This is a genomic window from Aquibacillus saliphilus, from assembly GCF_020404745.1.
In the GTDB taxonomy this organism is placed as follows: domain Bacteria; phylum Bacillota; class Bacilli; order Bacillales; family Amphibacillaceae; genus Aquibacillus; species Aquibacillus saliphilus.
Genome location: NZ_JAIZAP010000004.1, coordinates 40,428 through 53,595 on the forward strand (window position 1 = coordinate 40,428; position 13,168 = coordinate 53,595).

Sequence of the window (13,168 nt, forward strand, 5' to 3'; positions counted from 1 at the left end):
GGTAAGTAACTCTTGGAAGATTTCTAAAAGATCTTAAATCCTTTCATCAAGTATAAAGTAAAACACACTAGGTGCGTTTTACTTATAAATAAGAAGTGTTCCGTAACAATTGCATTCAGGTAGAGCTTGACTTTAGTAATTTAAAACTCAATTAGTTGGGGTTCATTCGTTTTATTATTCATTAAACGTATTTTATTTGGCTTAACTTTTAAGATAGATAAATTAGGGTCATCAACTCCATCAAACCAAGGTTCTAGATCTTCATTCCATAGTTTCTGTTTAACATCAATCGAGTCAATGATTTCTGCCTTACCTTCTATTTCGAGATAAGAATCTGTTAAGCCTTCATGATTATATCCAATAATAATATGAACGTTATTGTTTTTGTTTAGATCATCTACTTTATGTGTTTCATTGTTAGTAGCAGAGTAAAGTGTAAAACTGTCATTAAAAAAAGTCATGTAGCGTGAGAATGGTTTATCATTCTTAACTGTTGCAAGCGTGCCAACTTTATTGTTATTCAGAATTTCCTCGGCATTTTTATTAACCTCTGACTGTTGCATGACAATCCCTCCTGTATTTTTAAAATGTCTAAGCTTATTATGATGATTAGTAGATAAATTATTCTGCTAAACCATTTGTTTTTCCTTGTGTGATTGCGTATATCGAGTTATTGTTTAAGAAGGATGCAGGTTTTCTTTAAAATAAGTCTGAGGAGTTTTTTAGTATGCTTGTTGTTGTAATTATTTGTATTGTAGTTGTTATTCTCGTTTTAGGTCTATCTCTAATGACTATAAACAAAGGATACAATTATAAACATTCAGTGGATCCACTACCCGGTGAAAAGTTAGAGGATGAGAACGACCAAAATAAAGAGATACAAAAATAAAGCATTACAATAGATTGAGTGAAAGAGGAAAGCAGAGGTTTTTATAACTTCTGCTTTCCTTTTTTTATTCTTTAAAAGGTTAATTGGATAATATAACTCATCACACAATAATAATAATAAATGAATATAATATTATTATATTTTATAAAAGAGGTACAAACTTTTGAGATAACTGATTAATGTGAAGGGAGAAGAATAATTGATGAAGGATGAAGCATTTCCTTTTATTGAAGAGTTAAAATTTAACAATTTATCTGAGAAAAACATGTCGTTTAATAGAGTTTTTAAACATATAGAGGATTTTATGCTAATGGATCAAAAGGCGAACTACAGATTAATAGTAGGAACTGATTCTCAAGTTCATAAATCCCATACAATCTTTATCACTGGCATAGTAATTCAACGATATAAAAAAGGTGCTTGGGGTTGTATTCTACCTGTGAAATTCGAACGTAAATATTTGAATTTACACGAAAAAATCTCTATGGAAACGACCTTAACAGAACAGGTGGCATATCTATTTAATGAAGAAAGAAAAAGTAAGCTAATCGATATTGTCTTACCTCATATCTACCGGGGAAGCTCTTTTACAATGGAAGGGCATATTGATATAGGATTAGAGAAGAGGTCGTTAACACGTTTTTTAGCTAGTGAAATGATGTTTAGAATTGAATCGGCAGGCCTTGAACCAGTGGTTAAACCGGATTCATTTGTCTCTTCTTCATATGCCAACAGGTACACGAAATATTAAAATAAAAAGATACGCCTGGAAATCCAAGCGTACCTAAAATAAGTGAATTTTTATAGTGAAGCGCGAAAAATAGCGGCTGAATCGTCTTTATTCAGCTTTTTGAAATTACCATATTCCGATCTAGCAATTACAGTTTTTTCTGCCATTATTTCGATACTGTCGTCGGTAATGTCATAATCAGATAGCTTTGAAGGTGCGCCAATGCTATTCCAAAATTTCCTTACTTCTTGAATTCCTTCTACTGCAATATCACGGTCAGACTTGCCAGATGGATCAACATCAAAGACGCGCAATGCTAACTGTTTGAAACGTCCAATATTCTCATCCACTACATAATCCATCCAATTTGGAAAGATAATTGCAAGTCCTCCACCATGAGGGATATCATGTACAGCTGAAACAGCGTGCTCAAGGTTGTGAGACGCCCAGTCCCCTTGATAACCCATATTCACCATACCGTTCAATGCCATCGTACCATTGTATAAGATAGTGGCGCGATGTTCATAGCTTTCTAAGTCATTTAGAAGTTTTGGTGCTGTCTCAATCACGGTACGTAAAATACCTTCAACCATTCTGTCTTGAAGCAACGTATTCGTATCATGATGGAAATAGTGCTCAAGAGCATGAGACATCATATCTACCATTCCATAAACAGTTTGGTCTTTTGGAACTGTAAAAGTGTTTACAGGATCTAGGATAGAAAACTTAGGGAAGACGTAAGGGCTACCCCAGCCGTGCTTTTCATTTGTTTCCCAATTTGTAATAACAGATCCGGCATTCATTTCGGAACCTGTAGCTGCTAGTGTTAAGACAGTTCCAAATGGTAAGGCATCTTCAACACCAACTTTTTTTGTTACAATATCCCAGATATCTTGATTGGATTTAGCACCAGCGGCTATTGCTTTCGTACAGTCAATCGTACTTCCTCCACCGACAGCTAAGATGAAGTCAATTCCTTCAGCTTTGCAAATCTCAATACCCTTTCTAGCAGTTGTAACTCGAGGATTGGGCTCAACCCCTGCTAATTCAAACACCTCTGTGCCGATTGTACCTAGAGTTTCTATAACTTGATCGTAAAGGCCACTTCGTTTAATACTGCCTCCACCATAAACGATTAGAACCTTCTTGCCATATTTCGGCACTTCTTCTGTTAACTGTTCTACTTGTCCTTTACCAAATATTAGCTTGGTAGGATTATGGTATGTAAAGTTTTTCATTTATTATCAGCCTCCTTATCTACATAATGCCGAATCACAAAATTATTGTAAAGTAATAGACATCATCATAGTTTAAAGACAATGTCTTTTAATTATTCAAGTAGAATGCAATGTATTTCAAAACGCTAAATTATCAATTCTTTGAGTTAAGTAGATGACTTAAGAACTGATTATTTGTCGGCTATTGAAATGAATTACCTGGCCGATTGTTGTAGCTCTTCTTTTCTAAGAAGTTCAAGCTGGATGAATTGACTTCTATCGCTCTTTTATATATAATTCCTCGTGTTCTAAAAAACTAATGGGTGTAAAAATGACCCGGTGGTCAAATGTAGTCGGAGTGAGTTTGAAGAGGTGATGATATGAAAGACAAACAGGTAGATATTATGAAAACAGCGATGAAATTATATTCGCAAAAAGGGTATTTTTCCACCTCTATGCAAGAGATAGCAGAGGATTGTGGAATTTCAAAAGGATCTTTGTATAAATACTTTGAGTCAAAAGAAGACTTGCTCGTCAAAGTATTTGAATACAATCATGACAAAATGGTGCAACAAGCAAAATTTATAAATTCAGATCAGTCACTGTCTCCAAGGGAAAATCTTAAAAAATTAATTGTAATTGAGTTTGAAGGAATATTAATAAATAAGGATTATTTTAATTTAATTTCGAAATCTTTACCAAAAAATAAACAATTCAAACCATTGATGAAACGTATAAGAGCTGAGATGCATACTTGGCACAAAGATATATTATTAGATGTGTATGGAGAGAAAATTGAAGCGAATGTTTGGGATATAGTAATTGCGCTACAAGGTATTATTAAAGAATTTATCCAGATAAGGATATTAGATGATAAAAAGGTTAAACCAGAATTGATTGCAGACTTTATTGTGTTTAGTATCGATGCTATTGTGGATCAACAGTCTAAACCAGAACCTGTATTATCTGCTGACATGATGACAGACTATCAATTAAAAAGAGACCAGGATCCTTTAAGTGTTGAAGATCAGCTAACTGAATGGTTAAAACAAATCTCAGATAATATAAAAGAAAAAGAAATTGATCAAACGGTAAAAAAAAGCTTGTACGCTGCTGTTGATTTATTGAAAGAGGAAGTATTAGAAGAGGAGCCAAGGCTATTTTTAATTGAGTCTTTATTAGCATATTTAAAGAATTCCTTAGAAGTAGAATCTCAAATTTCAACGATAAAAAAATTATTAAACTTACATCAATGACAGAAAAAAGAGGGGATGAAAATAGATGGTAAATGAGCAAGCACAAGGGGTTCAAGCGCTAGACAGAAGAATGATTGTAGCGGTACTTATTACTGGTGGTTTTATCTCAATTCTAAATCAGACATTGATGGCGACTGCTATACCGCATATTATGGAAGAATTCAAGATAACCGAGAATACAGCACAATGGTTAACAACTATTTTCATGTTAACTAATGGTGTGATGATTCCTATAACGGCTTTCTTAATTGAAACATTTACTACCAGAAAGTTGTTTATTTCGGCAATGTCTATTTTTGCGGTTGGTACAATAATCTGTGCGTTCGCACCAACCTTTCTTATTCTTATTTTGGGAAGAATTGTTCAGGCTAGTGGCGCTGGTATCATACTACCATTAATGATGACTGTATTTTTAACTGTTTTTCCAATCGAAAAACGAGGGTCAGCTATGGGAATGGTTGGTTTAGTGATTTCATTTGCTCCTGCTATTGGGCCGACACTTTCTGGATTTATTGTTCAAAATTATTCTTGGAGAGTTTTATTTTACGTTATTTTTCCAATCGCCATCTTAGTTATTATTTTTGCCTATTACGCGATGAAAAATGTAACGAAACAAACATATCCTAAAGTTGACTTCTTATCGATTATTCTTTCCTCATTAGGATTTGGAGGTTTGTTATATGGATTTAGTAGTGCTGGCGACAATGGATGGGGAAGCGGAACTGTAATTGCATCTATTATTATTGGTGCTGCTACACTTACACTCTTTATTTTGCGTCAATATAAATTAACCCAACCTATACTTGAATTTCGAGTCTTTAAGTACAAGACATTTACGATTACTACGGTTATTGGCATGATCGTTTTTATTGGTCTAATTGGATCAGAAACAATACTACCGATTTATATGCAAAGAATGGCTGGATTTACAGCTTTAGAATCCGGGATTATGATTATGCCAGGTGCACTATTAATGGGCTTTATGTCACCAATAACGGGCAGGATATTTGATAAATTAGGTGCTAGATGGTTAGCGATTACTGGATTGTCAATAATGACAGTTACAACTCTATTGTTTACCAATCTTTCTACAACTACATCTTTAACTTATTTAACAGTAGTCTTCGCTATTCGGATGTTCGGGATGTCGATGGTGATGATGCCAGTTACGACTGCTGGTTTAAATCAACTGCCACTTCGTTTAATTCCGCATGGAACAGCAATGAATAATACAATGAGGCAAGTAGCTGCTTCTATGGGAACAGCAATCCTTGTAACGGTGATGACAAGTGCTGCGCTAAATACAGGGGAAAATGCACTGCCAAGTGAAGAAATTCATGGTGTGAATATAGCATTTTGGGTCGCTTCATTTATAACGTTTATTGGTTTAGTTTTGACTTTCTTTATTAAGAATACTACGCCTGCAGATGAAAGAGCAGCACAACAAGCAAGGGGAGACGCCTAGTAAAATAATTTTGGACTTAGGCGCGTGTTTACGTTTTTCCAAAAAAATAGATCCTTGGAATGACCGAGAAGCGATTACTCAATAGGAGTAATCGCTTCTGTTTGTGTGTGATAATAGATCAAGGAAAAGGAATAGAATCAAAACTTCCTTTTTAAAACATTTCAATCAGTCCTACCAGAACTTTTGAACATTCCTCTTTATATTAACTCTTGAAATGACACCAGTAATAGGACCACACATTTTTTGTCGGAAAAGATCGGTTGAAATTTGAAATTGCACCGACATGCATATTAGAAGAGACAATATACCCTCAAATGATTAGAAATAAATAAAGAATCCGGTTTAATTTACTCTCATGTGTATTTGATTGTTTCAAAATAATAGCGAATAATTCTGTACCTTTTTTCTCAGACTAACTCGGAAATGAATGGGGGGAACTCTGTGGAAAAGAGAAATTCAAACACAAAAAACTTAACCTGGTGGAAGCTTTCGTTAGTTGGAATTGGAGCTATCATTGGAACAGGTTTTTTTCTGGGATCAAGTATTGCAATTAAGCAAAGCGGGCCTTCAGCATTGTTTGCCTTTTTATTTGCTGCTATTGGTACATATATAGTTTTCGATTCGTTGGCTAGAATGACTGCAGATCATCCTGAGAAGGGATCATTCAGGTCATATGCAAAAAAAGCATTTGGTAGGTGGGCAGGTTTCAGTAATGGTTGGGTTTATTGGTCCTCGGAACTACTTATCATGGGAAGTCAGTTGACAGCTTTGGGGATATTCTCAAGATTTTGGTTTCCGGACACTCCCCTGTGGTTATTTGCAACAATATATGGAGTGCTTGGAATTATAGTTATTTTAACGGGTATTAGTGGATTTGAAAGGTTTGAAAATATTTTTGCCGTAATAAAAGTTGCAGCTATTTTAATGTTCATTATTATTGCGGGAGCAGCCATCTTTGGATTGCTAGACGGAAATCGCCCTGATCGATCATTTACTGCAAGTTATCAGGGGTTGTTTCCAAACGGTTTATTGGGTTTTTGGACAGCAATGATTTATGCTTTCTATGCATTCGGTGGGATTGAAATAATGGGGATAATGGCTAATGATTTAAAAAATCCGAAGCAAGCACCCAAAGCGGGTAGTTTTATGCTAGTGACTTTAGCAACTGTATATGTCGTTTCGCTGTTAATGGCTATTTACTTAGTGCCCTGGGATCAATTTACTGTAGATGAAAGCCCATTTATTATTGCCTTGAAGAGTTACGATATTACTTTTATCCCACATGTATTTAACGGAGCTTTAATCATTGCGGGTTTCTCGACGATGGTTGCATCTTTATATGCAATTACTACTATTCTATATACATTAGCAAGTGATGGAGATGCCCCTAAATTTTTTTCGAAGACCGGAAAGCGCGATATTCCTTTTCGAGCATTAGGACTTACAATTATAGGTCTAATTCTGTCTATCGTTGTTTCTTTGTTTTTACCAGATAATATCTATGAATACTTTACTACAGCTGCGGGTTTAATGTTGTTATATACATGGTTATTCATTTTACTTTCCTATAAGAAACTGATGCAATTGAATGCAGGTGGAAACATGAAGCAGGTATTGGGATTAGTTCTAATTATTATCGGGATTTCTGGAACGTTGTTTGATAATTCAAGCAGACCAGGTTTTTTTATAAGTTTAGGTTTTCTTCTATTAATAGCAATAGTAACTATTTCGATGAGAAATAAGTGGAAGAATCAACCGCCAGAGAAAAGTCCACCCAACTCATTATTTAAAAATAATAAGGATAATTGATTTTTAATTTTACCACAGAAACCTTAGATACTTATCTTAAAAAGATAGGTTACTAACTTTTATGAAAGGGACATTGGGTTAACGTTGATTGATCGTCACGGAGAAAGTATTGTTTGGATTCATAATTGTCTTTCTCGCCGTATTGCTTTAATTCAGGATGAGGGGGAACGTTATCGTATTGAATTAGTCTTTCTCTAATTTTATTTTTAATCTGTTTTGCCGAGTTTGATTGTTGAAATTCTTCAAACACTTTCCTGGGTGTAATGGCGAGCATAAAATAGGGAAAACTTCTACTTAGACGTTTTTCGTGTTTTGGAGTTGCAGAATAAATGAAGAAGCGTTCTCCATGAAAGCAATATTCCCATAATCTATCGCTTGGATCATCTGGAATATCGCTAGGCCACTCAAGTTGATCTAATTGACTAACTTCATTTAAAATTTTCCAAAATAAGTTCTCGTAATTATACACCGTGTTAGTATCCTCTTTTATTTGTTCGAAAAAAATTACTAACGATGTATAGTTTCCTAACTCCTGATAACAAAGAGCATATTCTTTTAATAATTTCGCAAGCTCAGTAGGGGCAAATTCATCTATAGGGTTACCAATGAAACCATACTTGAAATGGCCGAGAGTGAAACCCTGTGTAGCTGGAATGCAGGGGAATTTAAGTTGTTTATTGGTTATTTTTTCTGAAAAACATTGGTAGGCATTGTATTGCCAATCAACTAAATATGGATTTTCATTTCTAATGTCATCATTTTTAAAAAGGTACACCTTTATCATCCTTTCATAATTACCTTATTAATCTGAAGGATGATAGGTGACTATATAATAAAATCTTTTAACTAATCCAAGTGACTAAAATAATTCAAAATTTGAACAATATCTTACAAGCCTGATAACCAAAGAATATGCCAAACCCTACAAGTGATAAACCTGATATGAAGGAGATTAGTACAAGTACTCGGTCAGTTAAAATTTTTCTGAAACTGCTTGATACCATTGCCATCGTGAAATCCCAAAGTAGCAGTCCGATAATAATTGCGCTACTGTATAAAAAAAGATGAGATGCGTCGTATTCAGAAGCAGTTTTAGCTAATACAGATCCATAAATACCTAGCCAGAATAATATTGTCAGTGGATTTGACAATGATAAGAAAAAGCCGGTGAAAAAAGTTTTTGTATAAGAATCTGAGTTGTTTCGCCAATTGGTAGTAGAGATATGTTTCGAACTTAATAAACTTTCTACTCCAGTATAAAGTAGAACAAAACTACCAAAAGACCATAAGAATGTTTTCATGAAAGCTATCTCTAAAAAGTGAACAACACCAAAATAGACGGCAAGCATGTACACAATATCTGCAGCCATTGACCCAAGTCCGATTAACCAAGAATGAAAAAACCCATTTTTAATCCCCTTGTCAAGTTGTGCAGCATTAATTGGTCCTATCGGCGCGGCTAAAGATAACCCTAAAAATATATAACTAATAAAAATGCTCACTATTCTCTCTCCCTTATGAACAACTTGTACAATTCTATTCATAGGAAAATCAAAATAATACAAAAATCAAAAATACCATAAAAAACGCACTATCATAGTTGTATGATAATGCGAAAACTAACGAGTTACTTTGTTCGTATGGCTTGTTGAGTTTCTTGTAGCAATCGTAGTAAATCGGATGCTTGTTGTAATTGGTGTCTATCTTGGATATTGCCGTATTCAATTTGAGCATTGCTTAACAAATGTTCTGCATAATTAAGTTGATTTTGAGCTTCTGTGTAGCCGTTGGGGTTCGCTTGGGCACCTTCTACCCAGCTTTGAGCTTCTTTAAGTGCGTCTATTGCCTCTTGAACAGAAAAGGATTCTTCCACTCAAGTATCCTCCTCTAGAGCCTTATCATAGGCACTCATTAATTCTTCCATTTGTTCTGTAGGAACATCTACTAATAATTGCTCTTTGTTCTCATAAACAATTTCTTTTATTGAGAGAATGTCACCTTCTGAGTATAAAACATAATTTTTACTGTCCATTTCAATTACTGCATCAACATGATAAGTTGTCTCATTACCATCTTGGTCCTCAATAAGAATGGAGTCATCTGCTTCGATAATTTGGCTTTCTTCCATTGTTATCACCTCTCGATTATCGTTTGTTTATTTTATCGATTTATACAATTTAGCGTAAAAATTGTATAAATTTTATAAAATTTATACATGTAAAACTGTATTACTTATATCGCAAAAATAAATTGTAACAGAATGATACAGTTGTTTTATCTAAAAGAAACGTTCGGGTGAAAATTTATTCTGTTGGCAGATTGAGTTCATAAGTTATAAGGGTTTATGCCTCGATTATTTTTAAAACGTTTAATAAAAAACAAATAAAATTTGGTTTATGAAATTATGAACATTTTAAGAACAATTAATATAACAGTTCAAATTTGTGATAAATGTCACAAGCGTTTTTTGAACAATTGATATATAATAAAGTTAAGAGTTAAGACATCAATTTGTTCATCACTGAACAATTGATTAACCTTTTGAAGGAGGTAATTGAAATTATGAAAACTTTAGAAAAAGTGAAAGAAATGAATTCGTGGAATGGTTTTAAGAAGGGTAGATGGCAAAAAGAAATCGATGTTCGTGACTTTATTTTACGTAACTTTACACCATATGAAGGAAATGATGAGTTTTTATCAGGACCAACCGATAATACATTAGCTTTATGGGATCAAGTAATGGATCTCACTACTCAAGAACGTGAAAATGGTGGAGTGTTAGATCTAGATACAAAAATAGTTTCAACAATAACTTCACATGGACCAGGTTATTTAAGTCAAGAAAAAGAAAAAGTGGTAGGTGTTCAAACTGACGCTCCCTTTAAACGTTCATTGCAGCCATATGGTGGCATGAGAATGGCAGTAGCAGCAGCTGAATCTTATGGTTTTGAGATTGACAAAGAAGTTGAAAAAGTTTTTACTGAATATCGCAAAACACATAACCAAGGAGTATTTGACGCGTACACGCCTGAAATGAGAATGGCGCGCAAAGCAGGTATCGTCACAGGATTACCAGATGCTTACGGTCGCGGAAGAATCATTGGTGATTATCGTCGAGTTGCTCTTTATGGTGTTAATCACTTAATTGAAGAGAAAAAGAAAGAGCTAGATTTAATCGGCAATGGAGCGATGTCTGAAGAAATCATCCGTGACCGGGAGGAAACATCTGAACAAATTCGTGCTTTACAAGAGTTAAACAAATTAGGTGAGACTTATGGTTTTGATATTTCCAAGCCTGCAACAACTGCTCAAGAAGCATTTCAATGGTTATATCTTGGATATTTGGCTGCTATTAAAGAACAAAATGGTGCAGCGATGAGTCTTGGTAGAGTTTCTACTTTCTTAGATATTTATATTGATCGAGATTTAGAAAATGGTGTTATTACAGAAGAAGAAGCGCAAGAGATTGTTGATCATTTTGTAATGAAGCTTCGTTTAGTAAAATTTGCAAGAACACCAGAATATAATGAATTATTTAGTGGAGATCCAACTTGGGTTACCGAATCACTTGCTGGTATCACGCAAGATGGTCGTCCATTAGTTACAAAAAGTTCATTCCGTTTCTTACACACACTGGATAATTTAGGTCCAGCACCTGAGCCGAACCTCACAGTTCTATGGTCAGTAAAGTTACCTGATAACTTTAAAAAATATTGTGCAAGAATGTCAATCAAATCAAGCTCAATACAGTATGAAAATGATGATTTAATGCGTGATATTTATGGTGATGATTATGGTATTGCTTGTTGTGTATCTGCAATGGCGATTGGAAAACAAATGCAGTTTTTCGGGGCACGTGCAAACCTTGCAAAAGCCTTATTATATGCGATTAACGGCGGCGTGGATGAGAAGTTAAAAGTTCAAGTGGCTCCAAATTATGCACCTATCACTTCTGAGTATCTTGAATATGATGAAGTTATGGCAAAATACGATACAATGCTAGACTGGTTATCAAGTCTATATGTAAATGCACTAAATGTAATTCACTATATGCATGATAAATATAGCTATGAACGTATTGAAATGGCATTACATGATCGAGAAGTTCTTCGGACGATGGCTTGTGGTATTGCAGGATTATCTGTTGTCGCTGATTCGCTTAGTGCCATTAAATATGCTAAGGTTAAAGTGATACGTGATGAAAATGGGCTTGCAGTTGATTATGAAATCGAAGGAGACTATCCAAAATACGGTAATAATGATGATCGCGTTGATTTAATTGCTGCCGACTTAGTAAAAACCTTTATGAAAAAGATTCAAAAAAATAAAACATACCGTAATTCTACACCAACGCAATCAATTTTAACGATTACATCAAATGTCGTTTATGGAAAGAAAACAGGGAATACACCAGATGGACGAAAAGCGGGAGAACCATTCGCTCCAGGTGCTAACCCACTCCATGGTCGAGACAGTAACGGTTCACTAGCTTCACTAAGCTCTGTAGCTAAGATGCCATACGAATATTCATTAGATGGTATTTCTAATACTTTTTCAATTGTCCCTAAAGCATTAGGAAAAGAAGAGGAAACAAGAGAAGCTAATCTTGCAGGGATGTTAGATGGGTATGTAATTAAGAAAGGCCATCACTTAAATGTTAACGTGTTTGACCGTGAAACATTACTTGATGCCATGGATCACCCTGAACTGTATCCACAGCTGACAATCCGTGTATCAGGATATGCAGTAAACTTTATTAAACTAACTAGAGATCAACAAATAGATGTTATTAATCGAACATTCCACGAAAGTATGTAAGTAAACAAGCCATTAGCGTCTAAGTAATCCCGCCAAACTTGAGAGGGACTTGATGCATAAAGGTTAGATTATATATTCGGGGGGTCTCCCCCCGGCCTTAATAGAATGAGGGAGGGCGAACAACATGAAAGGAAGGATCCATTCAATAGAAACTTGTGGAACACTCGATGGTCCAGGACTACGTTACGTGATATTTACTCAAGGCTGTTTACTCCGGTGTCAATTTTGTCATAACCCGGATACTTGGAAAATTAATAAAGGGAAAGAGATGTCTGTTAAAGAAATCGTTGCAGATATCGAAGACTACCTTCCATTTTTCCAATCATCTAATGGCGGCGTAACAGTAAGTGGGGGGGAACCACTTTTACAACTGGAATTTTTAATTGAGCTGTTTAGAGAGCTGAAAAAAATGGGTGTTCATACAACCATTGATAGCTCTGGTGGATGCTTTAGTCGCTCTCCTCGCTTCATGAAAAATTTGGATGAATTGTTAGAGTTAACGGATCTGGTCTTATTGGATTTAAAACATATAGATCCCGATCGACACAAAGAACTGACTGGAATGTCTAACGAACATATTATAGACTTAGCAAACTATTTATCTGAGAAGCAGGTTCCTGTTTGGATTCGTCATGTACTGGTTCCAAGCATAAGTGATTTTGATAAGTATTTATATTCTTTATCTGATTTTATTCAAACGTTAACTAATGTAGAAAAAATCGAGGTTCTTCCATATCACAAACTTGGTATTTATAAATGGCAAAGTCTTGGTTTGGAATATAAATTAGAAGGTGTTGAACCCCCTTCCGAGGAACGAGTTAAAAACGCTGTTGCTATTTTAAATAGAACAAAAGTTTTAACATAATTTATTTTTTATAACAGTGTAGTGATGATAAAAACGGGAAATCCAATTGGATTTCCCGTTTTTTAAAACTTTCACGTAGATTATGTTTAATATTTGGTAGGAAAAGGAATAGACTAAGT

General features: G+C 34.8%; 13 protein-coding genes. 7 read left to right on the plus strand and 6 right to left on the minus strand.

Annotated features, from left to right (window positions below):
• Positions 1-140: 140 nt before the first annotated feature.
• Positions 141-563, minus strand: a complete 423-nt coding sequence (locus tag LD272_RS05360) for a pyridoxamine 5'-phosphate oxidase family protein (protein ID WP_226035564.1) — start codon at positions 561-563, stop codon at positions 141-143.
• 164 nt (positions 564-727) lie between these two features.
• Here LD272_RS05360 and ytzI point away from each other — a divergent pair, with 164 nt between their 5' ends.
• Entirely contained in the window at positions 728-889 is a 162-nt protein-coding gene (gene ytzI / locus LD272_RS05365) for a YtzI protein (RefSeq protein WP_226035565.1), read from the plus strand.
• Between the two features lie 202 nt (positions 890-1,091).
• On the plus strand, positions 1,092-1,640 hold the full coding sequence (locus tag LD272_RS05370) for a ribonuclease H-like YkuK family protein (RefSeq protein ID WP_226035824.1): 549 nt from the start codon (positions 1,092-1,094) through the stop codon (positions 1,638-1,640).
• Between the two features lie 50 nt (positions 1,641-1,690).
• Here LD272_RS05370 and LD272_RS05375 read toward each other — a convergent pair whose 3' ends face one another.
• The gene (locus LD272_RS05375; protein ID WP_226035566.1) at positions 1,691-2,857 is read right to left on the minus strand and encodes an iron-containing alcohol dehydrogenase; all 1,167 of its coding nucleotides are present in this window, start codon (positions 2,855-2,857) and stop codon (positions 1,691-1,693) included.
• Between the two features lie 359 nt (positions 2,858-3,216).
• Here LD272_RS05375 and LD272_RS05380 point away from each other — a divergent pair, with 359 nt between their 5' ends.
• The 3 genes from LD272_RS05380 (at position 3,217) to LD272_RS05390 (ending at position 7,366) form a co-directional block, all read left to right on the plus strand.
• A complete protein-coding gene (locus LD272_RS05380; protein WP_226035567.1) occupies positions 3,217-4,092 on the plus strand; it encodes a TetR/AcrR family transcriptional regulator in 876 nt (291 codons plus the stop codon).
• A 25-nt stretch (positions 4,093-4,117) separates the two neighbouring features.
• The gene (locus LD272_RS05385; RefSeq protein ID WP_226035568.1) at positions 4,118-5,557 is read left to right on the plus strand and encodes an MDR family MFS transporter; all 1,440 of its coding nucleotides are present in this window, start codon (positions 4,118-4,120) and stop codon (positions 5,555-5,557) included.
• Positions 5,558-5,980: 423 nt separating this feature from the next.
• Positions 5,981-7,366 (plus strand): amino acid permease, encoded by a 1,386-nt coding sequence (locus LD272_RS05390; protein ID WP_439647382.1) that lies wholly within the window; start codon positions 5,981-5,983, stop codon positions 7,364-7,366.
• Positions 7,367-7,418: 52 nt separating this feature from the next.
• Here LD272_RS05390 and LD272_RS05395 read toward each other — a convergent pair whose 3' ends face one another.
• The 4 genes from LD272_RS05395 to LD272_RS05410 all read right to left on the minus strand — a co-directional run bounded on the left by LD272_RS05395 (position 7,419) and on the right by LD272_RS05410 (position 9,494).
• Positions 7,419-8,150 carry a YqcI/YcgG family protein gene (locus LD272_RS05395; protein WP_226035570.1) on the minus strand — a complete coding sequence of 244 codons (732 nt, stop codon included), beginning with the start codon at positions 8,148-8,150 and terminating at the stop codon, positions 7,419-7,421.
• 85 nt (positions 8,151-8,235) lie between these two features.
• Positions 8,236-8,868 carry a LysE family transporter gene (locus LD272_RS05400; RefSeq protein WP_226035571.1) on the minus strand — a complete coding sequence of 211 codons (633 nt, stop codon included), beginning with the start codon at positions 8,866-8,868 and terminating at the stop codon, positions 8,236-8,238.
• 125 nt (positions 8,869-8,993) lie between these two features.
• Positions 8,994-9,239 carry a hypothetical protein gene (locus tag LD272_RS05405; RefSeq protein WP_226035572.1) on the minus strand — a complete coding sequence of 82 codons (246 nt, stop codon included), beginning with the start codon at positions 9,237-9,239 and terminating at the stop codon, positions 8,994-8,996.
• On the minus strand, positions 9,240-9,494 hold the full coding sequence (locus LD272_RS05410; protein ID WP_226035573.1) for a hypothetical protein: 255 nt from the start codon (positions 9,492-9,494) through the stop codon (positions 9,240-9,242). It abuts the gene before it with no gap.
• Between the two features lie 434 nt (positions 9,495-9,928).
• Here LD272_RS05410 and pflB point away from each other — a divergent pair, with 434 nt between their 5' ends.
• The gene (gene pflB, locus LD272_RS05415; protein WP_226035574.1) at positions 9,929-12,184 is read left to right on the plus strand and encodes a formate C-acetyltransferase; all 2,256 of its coding nucleotides are present in this window, start codon (positions 9,929-9,931) and stop codon (positions 12,182-12,184) included.
• 124 nt (positions 12,185-12,308) lie between these two features.
• Positions 12,309-13,049, plus strand: a complete 741-nt coding sequence (pflA, locus tag LD272_RS05420; RefSeq protein WP_226035575.1) for a pyruvate formate-lyase-activating protein — start codon at positions 12,309-12,311, stop codon at positions 13,047-13,049.
• Positions 13,050-13,168: the final 119 nt, after the last annotated feature.